This is a genomic window from Bacillus sp. TH30, from assembly GCF_016650875.1.
Classification (GTDB): domain Bacteria; phylum Bacillota; class Bacilli; order Bacillales; family Bacillaceae_G; genus Bacillus_A; species Bacillus_A mycoides.
In genome coordinates this window covers 2,260,399-2,280,772 of sequence record NZ_JAEKEY010000002.1, presented here as the reverse complement: position 1 = coordinate 2,280,772, position 20,374 = coordinate 2,260,399, and the positions used below count along the sequence as shown (strand labels likewise).

The window sequence follows — 20,374 nt, the reverse complement described above, 5'->3', positions numbered from 1 at the left end:
CGTCAATTTTTATTTTTAGATGCTAGACAAACTAACTTTATTGGAGAGTTTGATCCTGGCTCAGGATGAACGCTGGCGGCGTGCCTAATACATGCAAGTCGAGCGAATGGATTAAGAGCTTGCTCTTATGAAGTTAGCGGCGGACGGGTGAGTAACACGTGGGTAACCTACCCATAAGACTGGGATAACTCCGGGAAACCGGGGCTAATACCGGATAATATTTTGAACTGCATAGTTCGAAATTGAAAGGCGGCTTCGGCTGTCACTTATGGATGGACCCGCGTCGCATTAGCTAGTTGGTGAGGTAACGGCTCACCAAGGCGACGATGCGTAGCCGACCTGAGAGGGTGATCGGCCACACTGGGACTGAGACACGGCCCAGACTCCTACGGGAGGCAGCAGTAGGGAATCTTCCGCAATGGACGAAAGTCTGACGGAGCAACGCCGCGTGAGTGATGAAGGCTTTCGGGTCGTAAAACTCTGTTGTTAGGGAAGAACAAGTGCTAGTTGAATAAGCTGGCACCTTGACGGTACCTAACCAGAAAGCCACGGCTAACTACGTGCCAGCAGCCGCGGTAATACGTAGGTGGCAAGCGTTATCCGGAATTATTGGGCGTAAAGCGCGCGCAGGTGGTTTCTTAAGTCTGATGTGAAAGCCCACGGCTCAACCGTGGAGGGTCATTGGAAACTGGGAGACTTGAGTGCAGAAGAGGAAAGTGGAATTCCATGTGTAGCGGTGAAATGCGTAGAGATATGGAGGAACACCAGTGGCGAAGGCGACTTTCTGGTCTGTAACTGACACTGAGGCGCGAAAGCGTGGGGAGCAAACAGGATTAGATACCCTGGTAGTCCACGCCGTAAACGATGAGTGCTAAGTGTTAGAGGGTTTCCGCCCTTTAGTGCTGAAGTTAACGCATTAAGCACTCCGCCTGGGGAGTACGGCCGCAAGGCTGAAACTCAAAGGAATTGACGGGGGCCCGCACAAGCGGTGGAGCATGTGGTTTAATTCGAAGCAACGCGAAGAACCTTACCAGGTCTTGACATCCTCTGAAAACTCTAGAGATAGAGCTTCTCCTTCGGGAGCAGAGTGACAGGTGGTGCATGGTTGTCGTCAGCTCGTGTCGTGAGATGTTGGGTTAAGTCCCGCAACGAGCGCAACCCTTGATCTTAGTTGCCATCATTAAGTTGGGCACTCTAAGGTGACTGCCGGTGACAAACCGGAGGAAGGTGGGGATGACGTCAAATCATCATGCCCCTTATGACCTGGGCTACACACGTGCTACAATGGACGGTACAAAGAGCTGCAAGACCGCGAGGTGGAGCTAATCTCATAAAACCGTTCTCAGTTCGGATTGTAGGCTGCAACTCGCCTACATGAAGCTGGAATCGCTAGTAATCGCGGATCAGCATGCCGCGGTGAATACGTTCCCGGGCCTTGTACACACCGCCCGTCACACCACGAGAGTTTGTAACACCCGAAGTCGGTGGGGTAACCTTTATGGAGCCAGCCGCCTAAGGTGGGACAGATGATTGGGGTGAAGTCGTAACAAGGTAGCCGTATCGGAAGGTGCGGCTGGATCACCTCCTTTCTATGGAGAATTGATGAACGCAGTTCATCAATAAACGTTGACTTGTTTTGTTTCGTTCAGTTTTGAGAGAACTATCTCTCAAGTTTAAATGTATGTTCTTTGAAAACTAGATAACAGTGTAGCTCATATTTTTTTAATTTTAGTTTGGTTAAGTTAGAAAGGGCGCACGGTGGATGCCTTGACACTAGGAGTCGATGAAGGACGGGACTAACGCCGATATGCTTCGGGGAGCTGTAAGTAAGCTTTGATCCGAAGATTTCCGAATGGGGAAACCCACTATACGTAATGGTATGGTATCCTTACCTGAATACATAGGGTATGGAAGACAGACCCAGGGAACTGAAACATCTAAGTACCTGGAGGAAGAGAAAGCAAATGCGATTTCCTGAGTAGCGGCGAGCGAAACGGAATCTAGCCCAAACCAAGAGGCTTGCCTCTTGGGGTTGTAGGACATTCTATACGGAGTTACAAAGGAACGAGGTAGACGAAGCGACCTGGAAAGGTCCGTCACAGAGGGTAATAACCCCGTAGTCGAAACTTCGTTCTCTCTTGAATGTATCCTGAGTACGGCGGAACACGTGAAATTCCGTCGGAATCTGGGAGGACCATCTCCCAAGGCTAAATACTCCCTAGTGATCGATAGTGAACCAGTACCGTGAGGGAAAGGTGAAAAGCACCCCGGAAGGGGAGTGAAAGAGATCCTGAAACCGTGTGCCTACAAATAGTCAGAGCCCGTTAATGGGTGATGGCGTGCCTTTTGTAGAATGAACCGGCGAGTTACGATCCCGTGCGAGGTTAAGCTGAAGAGGCGGAGCCGCAGCGAAAGCGAGTCTGAATAGGGCGTTTAGTACGTGGTCGTAGACCCGAAACCAGGTGATCTACCCATGTCCAGGGTGAAGTTCAGGTAACACTGAATGGAGGCCCGAACCCACGCACGTTGAAAAGTGCGGGGATGAGGTGTGGGTAGCGGAGAAATTCCAATCGAACCTGGAGATAGCTGGTTCTCCCCGAAATAGCTTTAGGGCTAGCCTTAAGTGTAAGAGTCTTGGAGGTAGAGCACTGATTGAACTAGGGGTCCTCATCGGATTACCGAATTCAGTCAAACTCCGAATGCCAATGACTTATCCTTAGGAGTCAGACTGCGAGTGATAAGATCCGTAGTCAAGAGGGAAACAGCCCAGATCGCCAGCTAAGGTCCCAAAGTGTGTATTAAGTGGAAAAGGATGTGGAGTTGCTTAGACAACTAGGATGTTGGCTCAGAAGCAGCCACCATTTAAAGAGTGCGTAATAGCTCACTAGTCGAGTGACTCTGCGCCGAAAATGTACCGGGGCTAAATACACCACCGAAGCTGCGAATTGATACCAATGGTATCAGTGGTAGGGGAGCGTTCTAAGTGCAGTGAAGTCAGACCGGAAGGACTGGTGGAGCGCTTAGAAGTGAGAATGCCGGTATGAGTAGCGAAAGACGGGTGAGAATCCCGTCCACCGAATGCCTAAGGTTTCCTGAGGAAGGCTCGTCCGCTCAGGGTTAGTCAGGACCTAAGCCGAGGCCGACAGGCGTAGGCGATGGACAACAGGTTGATATTCCTGTACCACCTCTTTATCGTTTGAGCAATGGAGGGACGCAGAAGGATAGAAGAAGCGTGCGATTGGTTGTGCACGTCCAAGCAGTTAGGCTGATAAGTAGGCAAATCCGCTTATCGTGAAGGCTGAGCTGTGATGGGGAAGCTCCTTATGGAGCGAAGTCTTTGATTCCCCGCTGCCAAGAAAAGCTTCTAGCGAGATAAAAGGTGCCTGTACCGCAAACCGACACAGGTAGGCGAGGAGAGAATCCTAAGGTGTGCGAGAGAACTCTGGTTAAGGAACTCGGCAAAATGACCCCGTAACTTCGGGAGAAGGGGTGCTTTCTTAACGGAAAGCCGCAGTGAATAGGCCCAAGCGACTGTTTAGCAAAAACACAGGTCTCTGCGAAGCCGTAAGGCGAAGTATAGGGGCTGACACCTGCCCGGTGCTGGAAGGTTAAGGAGAGGGGTTAGCGTAAGCGAAGCTCTGAACTGAAGCCCCAGTAAACGGCGGCCGTAACTATAACGGTCCTAAGGTAGCGAAATTCCTTGTCGGGTAAGTTCCGACCCGCACGAAAGGTGTAACGATTTGGGCACTGTCTCAACCAGAGACTCGGTGAAATTATAGTACCTGTGAAGATGCAGGTTACCCGCGACAGGACGGAAAGACCCCGTGGAGCTTTACTGTAGCCTGATATTGAATTTTGGTACAGTTTGTACAGGATAGGCGGGAGCCATTGAAACCGGAGCGCTAGCTTCGGTGGAGGCGCTGGTGGGATACCGCCCTGACTGTATTGAAATTCTAACCTACGGGTCTTATCGACCCGGGAGACAGTGTCAGGTGGGCAGTTTGACTGGGGCGGTCGCCTCCTAAAGTGTAACGGAGGCGCCCAAAGGTTCCCTCAGAATGGTTGGAAATCATTCGTAGAGTGCAAAGGCATAAGGGAGCTTGACTGCGAGACCTACAAGTCGAGCAGGGACGAAAGTCGGGCTTAGTGATCCGGTGGTTCCGCATGGAAGGGCCATCGCTCAACGGATAAAAGCTACCCCGGGGATAACAGGCTTATCTCCCCCAAGAGTCCACATCGACGGGGAGGTTTGGCACCTCGATGTCGGCTCATCGCATCCTGGGGCTGTAGTCGGTCCCAAGGGTTGGGCTGTTCGCCCATTAAAGCGGTACGCGAGCTGGGTTCAGAACGTCGTGAGACAGTTCGGTCCCTATCCGTCGTGGGCGCAGGAAATTTGAGAGGAGCTGTCCTTAGTACGAGAGGACCGGGATGGACGCACCGCTGGTGTACCAGTTGTTCTGCCAAGGGCATAGCTGGGTAGCTATGTGCGGAAGGGATAAGTGCTGAAAGCATCTAAGCATGAAGCCCCCCTCAAGATGAGATTTCCCATAGCGTAAGCTAGTAAGATCCCTGAAAGATGATCAGGTTGATAGGTTCGAGGTGGAAGCATGGTGACATGTGGAGCTGACGAATACTAATAGATCGAGGACTTAACCATATAATATGAAGCTAATGTTATCTAGTTTTGAGAGAATATAAAAAACTTATTGACTTTAAATGTCGAATGAGTTATGATGATTCTTGTCTTAAATGAATATAGTCTGGTAATGATGGCAGAGAGGTCACACCCGTTCCCATACCGAACACGGAAGTTAAGCTCTCTAGCGCCGATGGTAGTTGGGACCTTGTCCCTGTGAGAGTAGGACGTTGCCAGGCTATTTATATCATCGCGGGGTGGAGCAGTACGGTAGCTCGTCGGGCTCATAACCCGAAGGTCGCAGGTTCAAATCCTGTCCCCGCAACCAAATGGTCCCGTGGTGTAGTGGTTAACATGCCTGCCTGTCACGCAGGAGATCGCCGGTTCGACCCCGGTCGGGACCGCCATTTTATATAAAGAAAAGAACGAAACAAGTTGTTTCGTATTTTTTTATTTGTTTTAACAAAAAACTAATAAAGACAGTCAAACTATCCTTAGGAAAACTCCTAAGGACTTTTTTATATATTTAAAACCTGTATAATAAAGAGCAGAGAACATTGTGAGTAAAGTAGGTGAAGTCTGTGAGTAAATATGAAATAACAACAAAATCTTCCGAAGAAACCCAGCGATTATCAGAAAAATTAGGGAGACTTGTAAAGGAAAAAGATGTAATTATTTTAGAAGGTGATCTTGGAGCTGGCAAGACGACTTTTACAAAAGGACTAGCAAAAGGTCTTGGAGTGAAAAGAGTCGTAAATAGTCCTACCTTCAATATTATTAAAGAATATAAAGGAAGATTACCGCTATATCATATGGATGTGTATCGTTTAGCGGAAAGTGAAGAAGATTTAGGATTTGATGAGTATTTCTATGGTGAAGGGATTACAGTAGTAGAATGGGCTCATTTAATAGAAGCATATTTACCGAATGAGAAGTTGCAAATTAGTTTATTCCATGCTGGAGATGATACAAGAAAAATTGTACTCGAGCCAATTGGAGATCGCTATATTAGATTATGTGAGGAGCTATTACAAGATGAAAGTACTAGCAATTGATACTTCAAATTACGTAATGGGTGTATCCCTTATTGAGGAAGGGAACGTGATTGGGGAAATCATTACAAATTTAACAAAAAACCATTCTGTACGTCTTATGCCAGCTGTAGAGAAACTGTTAAAAGAATGCGGTGTAAAACCGGAAGAATTGACTAAAATTGTTGTAGCAGCTGGACCAGGATCATATACAGGTGTTCGTATAGGTGTGACAGCGGCAAAAACATTAGCTTGGTCACTTCAAATACCAATTATAGGTGTATCAAGTTTGGAAGTGGTGGCTGCAAATGGTACTAATTTTAATGGACTAATTTGTCCTTTATTTGATGGCCGACGTGGTCAAATTTACACGGGGTTATATACATATGAAGGAGAGCGTATAACTTCAATAGAAGAAGACCGAATTATTCTTATTGTTGACTGGTTGCAAATGTTAAAAGATAAAGAACAGCCTGTTTTATTTATTGGTAACGATGTTAAATTGCATAAAGAAACAATTGTAGAATATTTAGGTGATCAAGCTGTATTTGCTCCGTTCACTAAGAATAACCCAAGACCAAGTGAATTAGCATTTTTAGGATTACAAAAAGAAGAACAAGACGTGCATACGTTTGTTCCTAGCTATCTTCGTTTAGCTGAAGCTGAAACAAAATGGTTAGAAAGTCAAAAACAATAGGGGCCTACAGAAGATGGATATGATATTTAGAAAGATGGCACTCGATGATATTGCTCAAATTGTAGCTATTGAAGAAGCATCTTTTTCAACCCCTTGGACTGCAGATGCCTTTCACCGTGAATTAGAGGTGAATGAACATGCACATTATGTCGTGCTAGAAAAAGATGGTCTCGTAATTGGATATTGTGGATTGTGGATAATTATTGATGAATCACATGTAACAAATATAGCTATCCTGCCGGAATACAGAGGTCAAAAGCTAGGGGATGCCTTATTAAAAGAAGTCATTTCCGAAGCGAAAGGTTTAGGAGTAAAAACAATGACACTTGAAGTACGCATGTCAAATGAAGTAGCAAAGCAGTTATACAGAAAATACGGATTTCAAAATGGTGGGATTCGTAAACGATACTATGCAGACAATCAGGAAGATGGTCTTGTAATGTGGGTGAATATATAATGGAAAAAAATACGATTATACTTGGTATTGAAACAAGCTGTGATGAAACAGCTGTAGCAGTTGTTAAAAATGGAACGGAAATCATTGCGAATGTCGTTGCATCGCAAATTGAAAGTCATAAGCGTTTTGGCGGAGTTGTACCAGAGATTGCATCCCGTCATCATGTAGAAGAAATCACAGTTGTGTTAGAAGAAGCTTTAAAAGAAGCGAATATCACTTTTGAGGATATTGATGCAATTGCTGTAACAGAAGGACCAGGTTTAGTCGGAGCACTTTTAATAGGTGTAAATGCAGCGAAAGCTGTGGCTTTTGCTCATGATATCCCTCTAGTTGGTGTTCATCATATTGCTGGTCATATTTATGCGAATCGTTTAGTAAAAGAAGTACAATTCCCGTTACTATCGCTTGTTGTATCCGGTGGACATACGGAGCTTGTTTATATGAAAGAACATGGTTCATTTGAAGTGATTGGTGAAACGCGAGATGATGCGGCAGGAGAAGCTTACGATAAAGTAGCTCGTACATTATCAATGCCTTATCCAGGTGGTCCTCATATTGATCGCCTTGCGCATGAAGGAAAACCAACAATTGATTTGCCTCGTGCGTGGCTAGAACCTGATTCGTATGATTTCAGCTTTAGTGGATTGAAATCAGCAGTTATCAACACTGTGCATAACGCAAAACAGCGCGGTATAGAAATTGCACCAGAAGATTTAGCAGCAAGTTTCCAAGAAAGTGTAATAGATGTACTTGTAACGAAAGCGTCTCGTGCAGCAGATGCTTATAATGTAAAACAAGTGCTTCTTGCTGGTGGAGTAGCTGCTAATAAAGGGCTTCGTGCACGTTTAGCAGCAGAATTTGCACAAAAAGAAAATATAGAGCTAATTATTCCTCCTCTATCTTTATGCACAGATAATGCAGCGATGATTGCGGCTGCAGGTACAATTGCATACGAACAAGGAAAACGCGCTACATTAGCTTTAAATGCAAATCCAGGATTAGATATTGAAGCATAGTTATACACAAAATTAACCACAGCTTGTGGATAAAACCCGAATTATCTGTTGATAATTTGGGTTTTTTTGTGTACATAAAATGTGTATAACTTTTTATCTAGTTGTGGATAATGTGGAAAAGTTATTTGAAAGTTTATATTATAAAGGTGGATATGTGTATAACCTTGTGGATAACATAGAGGAAGTCTGACCTTTGAAGAAATTCTTTTTTGGGAAATAAAAAACAAAGAGATGTCCAAAAAACATTTTGAAACATCCTCCTCTTATTATATAAGGTGATACTATTGTCAATCCTTGTCGAATGGTTTGTATAATTTCATTTATTATGGTATTGATTCCAAAACAGAAAATAAAAAGGAGGTCATCTCGTCAAAAAAACCGACTTATGAGACATCCTCCTCTTTTAAATTCTCTTATATATGCAGTTCTTCCCATTCTGCCATACAAGCTTCAAGCTGTTCTTGCAGTGTTTGTTTTTTAGTTGTAATTTCACTAGCCTTTTCATAATCTGCATATATTTCTGGTAAGCAAAGTTGGTCTTCTAACGTAGCAATTTCTTCTTCTAAGCCTACGATATTTTGTTCCAGTTCTTCAATTTTTCGAGTACGTTGACGCTCTAACTGTTTACGTTCTTTTTCTTCGAGATAATTTAATTTTTCTTGTGCCACCACTTTTTGAACAGGTACTTCATCTTCTTGCTCTAGTTCCGCACGTTCAATCATTTCATTTTTCTTTTCAACGTAATAATCGTAATCACCTAAATATTCTTGTGCACCTTCTGTTGATAACTCAACAACGGTTGTCGTTACGCGATTAATAAAGTAGCGGTCATGAGAGACGAATAGAAGAGTACCTGGGTAATCAATTAAAGCATTCTCCAAAATCTCTTTACTATTTAAATCAAGATGGTTTGTTGGCTCATCGAGAATTAATAAATTGGATTTTTGCATCATAAGTTTTGCAAGAGCTAGTCGAGCCTTTTGTCCACCACTAAGAGAAGATACTGGTTTGAGTACATCATCCCCTGTGAATAAAAAGTTGCCTAGTATAGTGCGAATTTCTTTTTCGGGCTGCAATGGATATTCATCCCATAATTCATTTAAAACTCGCTTCGAAGATGTTAAGTTGGCTTGTTCTTGATCATAATAACCAACAGATACGTTTGACCCGAAAGCAACGTTTCCATGTAATAGCTGTAACTTATTCACAATGGATTTTAATAATGTAGATTTTCCAATTCCGTTTGGCCCAACTAAGGCAACACTGTCACCGCGAGTTAAGCGCATATTTACATGTTCAATAATCGGTTCCTGATAATAGCCAATAGTTGCATCTTTCACTTGTAAAACATCATTTCCACTTTGTTTTTCAATATCGAAGTGGAAGGAAGCTGATTTAGAATCGCCTAATGGTCTAGTTAATACTTCCATTCTGTCTAATTGTTTACGGCGACTTTGAGCGCGTTTTGTCGTAGATGCACGAGCTATATTTTTTTGTACAAAGTCTTCCAGTTTAGAAATTTCATCTTGTTGTTTTTCATAACGCTTCATTTCTTGCTCGTATAGAGCTGATTTTGAGTCTAAATATTTACTGTAGTTACCAACAAATCGTCGGCTTTCCTTATTAGAAATTTCGTATACTTGTGTAACAAGTTTATCTAAGAAATAACGGTCATGGGAAACGATTAAAATCGCGCCAGGATAGCCTTGTAAATATTGTTCAAGCCATGTTAGTGTCTCAATGTCCAAATGGTTTGTAGGTTCGTCTAAAATAAGTAAGTCTGGTCTAGTTAATAATAATTTCCCAAGAGCTAATCGAGTCTTTTGTCCACCACTTAATGTGGAAATTTTCGTCTGATGCGTTTCAACTGGGAAGCCAAGACCGCTTAAAATTGAGCGTATATCCGCTTCGTACTGATAGCCGCCTTGATCTTTATAATCTAATTGTAATTGGTCATAATCAGCTAATAATTTCTCATATATAGCCGCATTTGAAAAGTTTTCTTCTTTTCCCATCTCTTGCTCTAGCCTTCGAAGTTTTGTCTCCATCTGCTGCAAGTGTGTAAAGACGGTTAACATTTCATCCCAAATTGTTAAAGACGTTTCTAATCCGGTATTTTGAGCTAAATACCCCATTGAGACATCTTTCGGTTTTATAATTTCACCACCATCATGAGATAACTCGCCAGCCATTATTTTTAATAATGTAGATTTTCCAGCTCCATTTCTTCCGACTAATGCGATACGATCTTTTGTTTGTACTTCCAATTTTATGTTTGCAAGAATCGTTTCTGCACCGTATAATTTCGAAAGCCCATTCACTTGTAATAATATCAATGTTTTCACCTCAAATAATTTCTTAACTTTGCCATGTTTATATTTCTCAATCATACTAAAAATAGTGTATAGTTTAAAATAAAGAGAGAATACTTCTTCTCTTTATTATACAAGGAAATTCATGAGTACTAAACTTCTGTATTTGATTCAAGTATAAGAATAAAGATAGGAAGAGAGGAGAGGTTATATGGATCAGCAAAAAATTCCACAGGCCACTGCCAAACGATTGCCTCTATACTATCGATTTATCCAAAACTTATCTCTTTCTGGTAAGCAACGTGTTTCATCAGCCGAATTGAGTGAAGCGGTAAAGGTTGATTCCGCAACTATTCGAAGAGATTTTTCATATTTTGGAGCGTTAGGGAAAAAAGGATATGGATATAACGTAAATTATTTATTATCATTTTTCCGTGAAACACTCGATCAAGATGATATAACACGCGTGGCACTTATTGGAGTAGGTAATTTAGGGACCGCTTTCTTACATTATAATTTCACGAAAAACAATAATACAAAAATTGAAATGGCGTTTGATGTTAGTGAAGAGAAAGTTGGAACAGAAATCGGAGGAATTCCTGTATATCATTTGGATGAATTAGAAGAACGTTTATCAACTGATATACAAGTGGCAATATTAACGGTACCCGCTACAGTAGCGCAATCTGTGGCAGATAGATTGGCAGAAACGAACGTGCATGGTATTTTAAATTTCACACCAGCACGCTTAAATGTGTCAGAGAATATAAGAATTCATCACATTGATTTAGCTGTAGAGTTACAAACGCTTGTTTACTTTTTGAAGAATTATCCACAATAAAACGCAGAGGAGATGACCTCTGCGTTTTATTATTGTTTTTTCTTTGTGAATTTAACTAAGATAAGGCGAAGTGCCAAATTAAAATCAATTGTTGCCATAACTGCAAATAGTATTGTCCACATATTCCAGATTGTATCTGTTACGTTCGTAATGGCGAAGCGTGTAAAGATGCATCCAAGAAGAAAGTACAATGCAGCCATGAACAATGGTGAGTTTCTCATACTAAAAATCCTCCGATAAAGCCTTGCATTTTTTCAGCTTCTTTAATCATTTCTTGAATTTGCTCATTGCTTACTACAACTTGAGCAACTGCAACTAATGTATTCATTGCAACATGAGCTGCAATAGGAACTATAATTCGTTTCGTTTTTACGTATAAAAAGGCGAATACGAGCCCCATAGAAGTGTATACCAATAAGTGAGTAAAATCAAAATGAATCGCCGCGAATACAAGTGAACTAATGATAGCGGCAATAAAGAAGTTAAACTTCTTATAAAGTGTACCGAATAAAATTTTTCTAAATACGATTTCTTCCAAAATGGGTCCTATTATAGATATGACAATAAGGAACCAAGGTGTCGTTCTTGCGATGTCCATAAGTCTTGCTGTATTTTCAGATCCCGGTGTAATCCCTAATAAACGCATTTCGATCATACCGGCAATGCTTTGTGAGAACAGCGCTAAGAAGAAACCAATAAAAATCCACCCAATTGTAGCTGGAACAGTAGAGCGCATTTTATCTAAATGCCTGTCACGAATGTCTGTTCTGAGTAACCAAAGTACAACGCATAATGCAATGAAAAAGCTAATGATAGCCCAATGACCAGTTATGAGTTGAAGTTTTTCCTCTCTAGTAAATCCCCTATTATCGTATAGTCCAGTTTTCAGGAGAAGCGGTAACCCGGCAATGCCTGATAACTGCATTAAAATGTATGTAACGATAATCCACCAATATTGTTTTTTCAAATGGTTTAACCATCCTTTCTAACGCTAGTGTATGAGATAAGGTAGGATAACATGTAAATATGCTACCTACGATATAAACTTTCATTTGAATTATATTTTTTTTGTAAATAAGTATTTGAAAATAAAATAGGAGACAGGAAAAAGTTGTACGTTTAGCGAAAACAACTTAGGGTGTCTTTCATATTGTAACATACAAGAAGTGGGAACAACGATTCATATAGTAAAGGCAGTAGAAGAAGTAATGATATCTAGGAAAGTGCATAAAGTAATTTGCGAAAAAATTATGATTTTTTTACTTGCAAAAGAAATTGAGATTATTTATTATTAGAAGTGTGTTAGCACTCGTGTGACTTGAGTGCTAATAAATAAAATTTACATAACAAAATGAGGAGGTTATTGTTCATGCTAAAGCCATTAGGTGATCGCGTTGTAATTGAACTTGTTCAAGCAGAAGAAAAAACAGCAAGTGGTATTGTATTACCAGAAACTGCAAAAGAAAAACCACAAGAGGGTAAAGTTATTGCAGTAGGTACAGGCCGAGTGCTTGAAAATGGTGAGCGTGTTGCTTTAGAGGTAGCAGCAGGTGATCTTATCATCTTCTCAAAATATGCAGGTACTGAAGTGAAATACGAAGGTACAGACTACTTGATTTTACGTGAAAGTGACATTTTAGCAATTATCGGTTAATTATATACATTTTAAAAATCCAAGGGGGTCAATTATTATGGCAAAAGATATTAAATTTAGTGAAGAAGCACGTCGTTCGATGCTTCGCGGTGTCGACACTCTTGCAAACGCAGTAAAAGTAACGCTTGGACCAAAAGGTCGTAACGTTGTACTTGAGAAAAAATTCGGTTCACCACTTATTACAAATGACGGTGTAACAATCGCAAAAGAAATCGAATTAGAAGATGCATTCGAAAACATGGGTGCGAAATTAGTAGCAGAAGTTGCTAGCAAAACAAACGATGTAGCTGGTGACGGAACGACAACTGCAACTGTATTAGCGCAAGCTATGATTCGTGAAGGTCTTAAAAACGTAACAGCTGGTGCAAACCCAATGGGTCTTCGTAAAGGTATCGAAAAAGCTGTTACTGCTGCAATTGAAGAATTAAAAGCGATTTCTAAACCAATCGAAGGTAAATCTTCTATCGCACAAGTAGCTGCTATTTCTTCGGCTGACGAAGAAGTAGGTCAATTAATCGCTGAAGCAATGGAGCGCGTTGGTAACGACGGCGTTATTACTTTAGAAGAATCTAAAGGATTCACAACAGAATTAGACGTAGTAGAAGGTATGCAATTTGATCGTGGATATGCATCTCCTTACATGATTACTGATTCTGACAAAATGGAAGCAGTTCTTGATAACCCATACATTTTAATTACTGACAAAAAGATTTCTAACATCCAAGAAATCTTACCAGTATTAGAGCAAGTGGTACAACAAGGTAAACCACTTCTTATCATTGCTGAAGATGTAGAAGGCGAAGCGTTAGCTACATTAGTAGTGAACAAACTTCGTGGTACATTCAATGTAGTTGCTGTTAAAGCTCCTGGATTTGGTGACCGTCGTAAAGCAATGCTAGAAGATATCGCAATCTTAACTGGTGGCGAAGTAATCACTGAAGAATTAGGACGTGACTTAAAATCTGCTACAGTTGAATCTTTAGGACGTGCTGGTAAAATTGTTGTAACGAAAGAAAACACAACTGTAGTTGAAGGTATTGGAAATTCACAACAAATCGAAGCTCGCATCGGTCAAATCCGCGCGCAATTAGAAGAAACTACTTCTGAATTCGATCGTGAAAAATTACAAGAGCGTCTTGCTAAACTTGCGGGCGGTGTAGCAGTAATTAAAGTAGGTGCAGCAACTGAAACTGAGTTAAAAGAGCGCAAACTTCGCATTGAAGATGCACTTAACTCAACTCGTGCAGCAGTAGAAGAAGGTATTGTTGCAGGTGGTGGTACTTCACTTATGAACGTATACACAAAAGTAGCTTCTATCGTAGCTGAAGGCGACGAAGCAACAGGTATCAACATCGTACTTCGTGCACTAGAAGAACCAGTTCGTCAAATCGCAATCAACGCTGGTCTAGAAGGATCTGTAGTTGTAGAGCGTCTAAAAGGCGAAAAAGTAGGCGTTGGTTTCAACGCAGCTACTGGCGAATGGGTTAACATGCTTGAGTCTGGTATCGTAGATCCAGCTAAAGTAACTCGTTCTGCACTTCAAAACGCAGCATCTGTTGCAGCTATGTTCTTAACAACTGAAGCTGTAGTTGCTGACAAGCCAGAACCAGCTGGTGCTGCTGGAATGCCTGACATGGGCGGCATGGGCATGGGTGGTATGGGCGGAATGATGTAATTCTGTTCTCCCGAAAAACATCCACTTCTATATAGAAGTGGATGTTTTTTTATGTTTTTGAGCGCAGGAAAATAATTTCTGTAGAATTTTGTCGCTTTCTCTCTTGACCATACCGATACTTCATTGTTAGAATCTAGGAAGATAATATAAAACAATCCTTCATATATCCTCGATGATATGGTTTGAGAGTCTCTACCGGGTTACCGTAAACAACCTGACTATGAAGGCAGTGCGTCTTATATTTATAAAGAGCGGAAGACTATCTTTCTTTATAAAGCCAGACCCCTGCCTTTTCTTTGTCATGAGACTAGAGGCGGAGGACTGGCTTTTTTTATTATATTAGTAATGCTTTTCGCCAAATTGGTGAAAATATTTATATACGAGAACTAACGTTGGGGTGATTATTTTGAAGAAGCAGCATGATACAATTATCGTTTTAGATTTTGGGAGTCAGTACAATCAGTTAATAGCACGTCGAATTCGTGAGTTCGGTGTATACAGTGAACTTCATCCACATACAATTACTGCAGAAGAAATTAAAGCAATGAATCCAAAAGGGATTATCTTCTCTGGTGGACCAAATAGTGTATACGGTGAAGGTGCATTACATTGTGATGAAAAAATCTTTGAACTAGGATTACCGATTTTCGGTATTTGTTACGGTATGCAGCTTATGACGCAACACTTCGGTGGGAAAGTAGAACGTGCAAACCACCGTGAGTACGGAAAAGCTGTTCTTAAAGTAGAGAACGAATCAAAATTATATGCGAACCTTCCAGAAGAGCAAGTTGTATGGATGAGCCATGGTGACTTAGTAACTGGTTTACCTGAAGGGTTCGTAGTAGATGCAACAAGTGAGTCTTGTCCGATTGCGGGTATGAGCAATGAAGCGGAAAACTTATACGGTGTACAATTCCACCCAGAAGTACGTCACTCTGAGCACGGTAACGATTTAATTAAAAACTTCGTATTCGGCGTATGTGGTTGTTCTGAAGGATGGAACATGGAGAACTTTATCGAAGTAGAATTAGAGAAGATCCGTGAAACTGTTGGAGACAAAAAAGTATTATGCGCACTTAGTGGCGGTGTAGACTCTTCTGTTGTAGCAGTATTAATTCATAAAGCGATTGGTGACCAATTAACATGTATTTTCGTGGACCACGGTTTACTTCGTAAAGATGAAGCAGAAGGTGTTATGAAAACATTTAGCGAAGGCTTCCATATGAACGTTATTAAAGTGGATGCACAAGAGCGCTTCATGAACAAGTTAAAAGGTGTAGAAGATCCAGAGCAAAAACGTAAAATCATCGGTAATGAATTCATTTACGTATTTGATGATGAAGCTTCTAAATTACAAGGAATGGACTTCCTAGCGCAAGGTACACTTTACACGGACATCGTTGAAAGTGGTACAGCAACTGCACAAACAATTAAATCTCACCATAACGTTGGTGGACTTCCAGAAGACATGCAGTTCAAATTAATTGAGCCTTTAAACACTTTATTTAAAGATGAAGTACGTGTATTAGGATCTGAACTAGGAATTCCTGATGAAATCGTATGGCGTCAACCGTTCCCAGGTCCAGGACTTGGTATTCGTGTATTAGGTGAAATTACAGAAGAGAAATTAGAAATTGTTCGTGAATCTGATGCGATTTTACGTGAAGAAATTATAAAAGCAGGATTAGACCGTGAAGTTTGGCAATACTTCACTGCGCTTCCTGGTATGCGTAGTGTAGGTGTTATGGGTGACGAGCGTACTTACGATTACACAGTAGGTATCCGTGCAGTAACATCTATCGACGGTATGACAGCTGACTGGGCACGTATCCCTTGGGACGTATTAGAGAAAATCTCTGTACGTATCGTAAACGAAGTAAAACACGTTAACCGTATCGTGTATGATATAACAAGTAAGCCACCAGCAACTATTGAGTGGGAATAGTATTATAATGAAAGATCCATCTATCATTTTATGCATAGATGGATCTTTTTGTTTTTAAGTGATTATACGAACGAAAATATAAAAAGATATAAAAATGTTCGTTTTTAAATTGACACACACCCTATTGTGAGTTAATATGAGTATGTAATTCAAACAAAAAGTGAATATTATGCCGTCGTATAATATCGGGGATATGGCCCGAAAGTTTCTACCTAGCTACCGTAAATGGCTTGACTACGAGGCGTTTTGATAAAGATGAGGGGAAACTTGTCTTTATTCATAGAACGCTTCCATGTATATGCAATGGAAGCCTTTTTTATTTTTATAGATAAAAGAGGGCTAGGGTGAAATACGGCGAGTAATCATATAACGGGGGAAACGTAAGATGAAACGCTATTTTCAGTTTGATGAACTCGGCACAAATTATAAAACAGAGTTCATAGCAGGTTTAACGACATTTCTATCTATGGCTTACGTACTATTTGTCAATCCTGCTACGCTGTCGCTTGGAAATGTTAAAGGATTACCGGCAGGTACAGGAATGGATCCAGGTGCAGTATTCGTTGCTACAGCATTAGCAGCGGCGATTGGTTCGTTAATTATGGGGATATTTGCGAAGTATCCGATTGCTTTAGCGCCAGGTATGGGAATAAACGCGTTCTTTGCTTATACAGCGGTGTTAACGATGGGGATTCCGTGGCAAACGGCGATTGCTGGAACATTAATGTCAGGTATTATCTTTATTATTCTTACTGCTTCAGGTATTCGTGAAAAAATCATTAATGCAATTCCAGTAGAGTTAAAGTTTGCAGTAGCGGCGGGTATTGGATTATTCATTGCCTTCCTTGGATTCCAAAACGCTGGGATTATCGTAAAGAATGATGCTGTTCTTGTTGGGTTGGGGGACTTAACAAAGGGCACAACGTTACTAGCAATCTTCGGAGTTGTTACTACAATCATTTTCATGATTAAAAAAATAAATGGTGCAGTTTTCTACGGTATGATCCTTACGGCGATCTTAGGAATAGCGACTGGATTAATTGATACACCAAAAGCTGTAGTGGGAGCAATACCGAGTCTAGAACCAACGTTCGGGGTAGCATTAACTCACTTTGGAGACATTTTCACTGTTGAAATGGCGATTGTTATTATAACGTTCTTCTTTATCGATTTCTTTGATACAGCAGGTACGCTTGTAGCGGTTGCGAATCAAGCGGGATTAATGAAGAACAATAAATTACCACGTGCAGGTAAAGCGTTATTTGCAGATGCGATTGCAACTGTAATTGGTGCGATTTTAGGTACATCAACAACAACGTCTTACATTGAATCGTCTGCGGGGGTAGCAGCAGGAGGACGTTCTGGATTTACAGCGGTTGTAACAGCAGGGTTCTTCTTACTGGCACTATTCTTCTCACCACTATTAAGTGTTGTGACACCAGCTGTAACAGCGCCAGCATTAATTATTGTAGGAATCTTGATGGTTTCATCTCTAGGAGAAATTGATTGGAAGAAATTCGAGATTGCAGTGCCAGCGTTCTTTACTATCATTTCAATGCCACTTACGTATAGTATCGCAACAGGAATTGCAATCGGGTTTATCTTCTATCCAATTACAATGGTTGTGAGTGGTCGTCGTAAAGAGATTCATCCAATTATGTATGTTATGGGAGTTTTATTCGTACTATATTTCATCTACGTTCGTAAATAAAAGGGGTTTTTTGAAAGGTCTAGACTTGAGGGGAGTCTAGACCTTTTTTGCGTCTTCAGAAAATCTTAAGGATTTCCGAGCGTTTTTCTTCAGAAGTTTTCTTATAATAGAAGTTAGGGATTAAAAAACTGATGGGGGAGATATTATGGCCGGGGAAACGATACTTGTCGTAGATGATGAAAAAGAAATTAGGAATCTTATTACAATTTATTTAAAGAACGAAGGATATAAAGTACTGCAAGCAGGGGACGGAGAAGAAGGGTTACGTATATTAGAAGAAAATGAAGTGCACTTAGTTGTATTAGATATTATGATGCCGAAAGTAGATGGTATTCATATGTGTATGAAAGTAAGGGAAGCGAAGGAAATGCCGATTATTATGCTTTCGGCAAAAACGCAAGATATGGATAAAATTTTAGGATTAACAACAGGTGCAGATGATTATGTAACGAAACCGTTTAATCCGTTAGAGTTAATCGCAAGAATTAAATCGCAGCTACGTCGTTATATGAAAATGAATGGCTTTGCTATTCAAAATGAGGACGAGTTAGAAATTGGAGAGATGAAAATAAACATCTCCACTCATACAGTCATTGTGGATGGAGAAGAAGTGAAACTGACCCCGAGGGAATTTTCAATTTTAGAATTACTAGTCCGTAATCCGGGGATGGTCTTTAGTGCGGAACAAATTTATGAAAAGGTTTGGAACGAAAGATCTTTCCAGTCGGATAACACGGTAATGGTTCATATTCGGAAAGTGCGTGAAAAGATTGAGGAGAATCCAAGGAAGCCAATATATATAAAAACAGTATGGGGAGTGGGGTATAAGATTGAAAAAGATATTTAATCCATTTACTTATGTTAGGAAAATTCGAGAATTAATTGGAAAGATAGTGAAGAGTGTGAAACGGAGTATCCGAATTCAGCTTATTACTGCGTTTACTGCTTGTGCGTTATTAGGGCTTTTTTTTGCAAAGGGAGCTGCGCCATTTTTTGAGAATGCGAATCGTCAAGCGACTATCGATTATCGAGCTGGTATGGAACAAATTAATCACCAAGCTCAAAGAGCAGCAAATAGCTCGGTTCATGAAAATAAATTAGAAGCTATATCCGATATGATCGAAATGGAGAATCAAAATTTAGAGCGAGGAAATAGAGCTTTAAAAATATTGGTTACTGATGAGAGCGGTAAAGTTGTATATAAAACAAAGCAGGCGCAAGAAGAGCAAATCGATTTGCATAATACGATTCGTAATGCAGCATCATTTGCGATTAACTATTCAAATGGTCGAGATGCATTTGAAAATACGAGAAAAGAATTTATAGCTTTTGCACCTATTACAATAGAAAATAAGAATTTATACATGTTTGTTAGTGGGATTCCGGGAGGTGAAGTGAGATATGATACGCAAGAAGGACCATTTCCATTTTTAATTGGTGTACTCGTATTCATTTTCTCTTTCTTCTATATAACAAAGAGAAAGATGAAGCAAATTGAAGCGATGGCACAAGGTGTAAAGGAAATAGAAAAAGGAAACTTAGCGTACCGTATTGAGAAGAAAGGTGAAGATGAGATTGCGTCTTTAACTGAGAATATTAATAATATGGCGGAAGAGCTTATGAACAATATAGAAAAAGAGCGTACATTAGAAAAACAGAAAAACGAGCTTATTACAAATGTATCTCATGATTTACGGACACCACTTACTTCTATTATGGGATACTTACGATTACTTAGAGACTCTAAATATGAAAATAAAGAGCAATATGATGAATATACTAGAATTGCTTTTGCAAAGTCGGAGCAGTTAAAGAATTTAATAGAAGATTTATTTGAGTATACGAAGTTAACGAATGAACAAGTTGTATTAGAAAAACAGGAAGTGTGTGTAAATGAGTTACTTGATCAATTAATAGAAGAGTTAGTACCACAAGCGGAAGAGCATGGCCTTATGTTTGTTAAGAAGTTTCCTGAGGAACGTGCATATGCGATGATTGATTCGGAAAAGATGGTCCGTGTATTCGACAACTTACTAATGAATGCAATTAAGTATAGTAAAGATGACGGAGAGATAAAAGTTTCTCTTCAAAGGCAGCGAAGGAATATACAAATTGTTATTGCGAATCATAGTGAAGAGTTTACGAGAGAAGAGTTAGGGAACTTGTTTGAACGGTTTTATAAGAAAGATCAATCTAGAAGTAGAGTAACAGAAGGTTCGGGGCTCGGATTAGCTATTGCGAAAAGTATTGTTGAGTTACAAGGTGGTAGTATTCGAGCTGAGTATGAGGACGGGATCGTTCAGTTCATCGTTTCATTACCAATTATAGAAAAATAATAAATGAATAGAATGGTATAGGATAAAAAGGCTTATTTTAAAAGGAATAAGCCTTTTTATATT

14 protein-coding genes, 2 tRNA genes, 3 rRNA genes and 2 riboswitches are annotated in these 20,374 nt (G+C 40.4%); of the genes, 16 read left to right on the top strand and 3 right to left on the bottom strand.

Annotated elements, in window-relative coordinates; genetic code table 11:
• Positions 1-37 precede the first annotated feature (37 nt).
• The 9 genes from JFU20_RS13715 (at position 38) to tsaD (ending at position 7,837) form a co-directional block, all read left to right on the top strand.
• Positions 38-1,589: ribosomal RNA gene (locus tag JFU20_RS13715) — 16S ribosomal RNA — on the top strand.
• Positions 1,590-1,735: 146 nt separating this feature from the next.
• Positions 1,736-4,657, top strand: a 23S ribosomal RNA gene (locus JFU20_RS13710).
• A gap of 102 nt (positions 4,658-4,759) precedes the next feature.
• Positions 4,760-4,875 (top strand): 5S ribosomal RNA (rrf, locus tag JFU20_RS13705).
• Together the 16S, 23S and 5S rRNA genes with 2 tRNA genes alongside form the textbook arrangement of a ribosomal RNA operon.
• Before the next feature lie 12 nt (positions 4,876-4,887).
• Positions 4,888-4,964, top strand: a tRNA-Met gene (locus JFU20_RS13700).
• Between the two features lie 3 nt (positions 4,965-4,967).
• Positions 4,968-5,043: transfer RNA gene (locus JFU20_RS13695), tRNA-Asp, on the top strand.
• A gap of 174 nt (positions 5,044-5,217) precedes the next feature.
• A complete protein-coding gene (tsaE, locus tag JFU20_RS13690; RefSeq protein ID WP_002009995.1) occupies positions 5,218-5,691 on the top strand; it encodes a tRNA (adenosine(37)-N6)-threonylcarbamoyltransferase complex ATPase subunit type 1 TsaE in 474 nt (157 codons plus the stop codon).
• Positions 5,672-6,364: a tRNA (adenosine(37)-N6)-threonylcarbamoyltransferase complex dimerization subunit type 1 TsaB gene (tsaB, locus tag JFU20_RS13685; protein ID WP_201038700.1), complete on the top strand. Its 693-nt coding sequence runs from the start codon at positions 5,672-5,674 to the stop codon at positions 6,362-6,364. The genes tsaE and tsaB overlap by 20 nt, the downstream gene beginning before the upstream one ends.
• Positions 6,365-6,377: 13 nt before the next feature.
• The gene (gene rimI / locus JFU20_RS13680) at positions 6,378-6,821 is read left to right on the top strand and encodes a ribosomal protein S18-alanine N-acetyltransferase (RefSeq protein WP_002063534.1); all 444 of its coding nucleotides are present in this window, start codon (positions 6,378-6,380) and stop codon (positions 6,819-6,821) included.
• Entirely contained in the window at positions 6,821-7,837 is a 1,017-nt protein-coding gene (gene tsaD / locus JFU20_RS13675; RefSeq protein WP_002009991.1) for a tRNA (adenosine(37)-N6)-threonylcarbamoyltransferase complex transferase subunit TsaD, read from the top strand. Before rimI ends, tsaD begins: the two co-directional genes overlap by 1 nt.
• A gap of 413 nt (positions 7,838-8,250) precedes the next feature.
• Here the strand turns inward: tsaD and JFU20_RS13670 are convergent, their stop codons facing one another.
• Positions 8,251-10,173, bottom strand: a complete 1,923-nt coding sequence (locus JFU20_RS13670; protein ID WP_221885604.1) for an ABC-F family ATP-binding cassette domain-containing protein — start codon at positions 10,171-10,173, stop codon at positions 8,251-8,253.
• A gap of 187 nt (positions 10,174-10,360) precedes the next feature.
• Here JFU20_RS13670 and JFU20_RS13665 point away from each other — a divergent pair, with 187 nt between their 5' ends.
• Positions 10,361-10,990, top strand: a complete 630-nt coding sequence (locus tag JFU20_RS13665) for a redox-sensing transcriptional repressor Rex (protein WP_000372704.1) — start codon at positions 10,361-10,363, stop codon at positions 10,988-10,990.
• A 29-nt stretch (positions 10,991-11,019) separates the two neighbouring features.
• On the opposite strand, the gene JFU20_RS13660 is transcribed toward JFU20_RS13665, so the two are convergent.
• Together JFU20_RS13660 and JFU20_RS13655 are read right to left on the bottom strand one after the other, a co-directional pair.
• Entirely contained in the window at positions 11,020-11,211 is a 192-nt protein-coding gene (locus tag JFU20_RS13660) for a YdiK family protein (protein WP_001246201.1), read from the bottom strand.
• On the bottom strand, positions 11,208-11,957 hold the full coding sequence (locus tag JFU20_RS13655) for a CPBP family intramembrane glutamic endopeptidase (RefSeq protein WP_002009988.1): 750 nt from the start codon (positions 11,955-11,957) through the stop codon (positions 11,208-11,210). Before JFU20_RS13655 ends, JFU20_RS13660 begins: the two co-directional genes overlap by 4 nt.
• A 402-nt stretch (positions 11,958-12,359) precedes the next feature.
• Here JFU20_RS13655 and groES point away from each other — a divergent pair, with 402 nt between their 5' ends.
• The 6 genes from groES (at position 12,360) to JFU20_RS13625 (ending at position 20,311) form a co-directional block, all read left to right on the top strand.
• On the top strand, positions 12,360-12,644 hold the full coding sequence (groES, locus tag JFU20_RS13650; RefSeq protein WP_002009985.1) for a co-chaperone GroES: 285 nt from the start codon (positions 12,360-12,362) through the stop codon (positions 12,642-12,644).
• Positions 12,645-12,681: 37 nt separating this feature from the next.
• The gene (gene groL, locus JFU20_RS13645) at positions 12,682-14,319 is read left to right on the top strand and encodes a chaperonin GroEL (protein WP_002009984.1); all 1,638 of its coding nucleotides are present in this window, start codon (positions 12,682-12,684) and stop codon (positions 14,317-14,319) included.
• A 139-nt stretch (positions 14,320-14,458) separates the two neighbouring features.
• A riboswitch (purine riboswitch) is annotated at positions 14,459-14,560 on the top strand.
• Between the two features lie 165 nt (positions 14,561-14,725).
• The gene (gene guaA, locus JFU20_RS13640) at positions 14,726-16,264 is read left to right on the top strand and encodes a glutamine-hydrolyzing GMP synthase (protein ID WP_122974556.1); all 1,539 of its coding nucleotides are present in this window, start codon (positions 14,726-14,728) and stop codon (positions 16,262-16,264) included.
• A 155-nt stretch (positions 16,265-16,419) separates the two neighbouring features.
• Positions 16,420-16,521: riboswitch (purine riboswitch) on the top strand.
• A 128-nt stretch (positions 16,522-16,649) separates the two neighbouring features.
• Positions 16,650-17,975: an NCS2 family permease gene (locus JFU20_RS13635; protein ID WP_002009979.1), complete on the top strand. Its 1,326-nt coding sequence runs from the start codon at positions 16,650-16,652 to the stop codon at positions 17,973-17,975.
• Between the two features lie 145 nt (positions 17,976-18,120).
• The gene (locus JFU20_RS13630) at positions 18,121-18,822 is read left to right on the top strand and encodes a response regulator transcription factor (RefSeq protein ID WP_002009978.1); all 702 of its coding nucleotides are present in this window, start codon (positions 18,121-18,123) and stop codon (positions 18,820-18,822) included.
• Positions 18,806-20,311, top strand: a complete 1,506-nt coding sequence (locus JFU20_RS13625; protein WP_201038699.1) for a sensor histidine kinase — start codon at positions 18,806-18,808, stop codon at positions 20,309-20,311. Before JFU20_RS13630 ends, JFU20_RS13625 begins: the two co-directional genes overlap by 17 nt.
• The last annotated feature ends 63 nt before the right edge of the window (positions 20,312-20,374 follow it).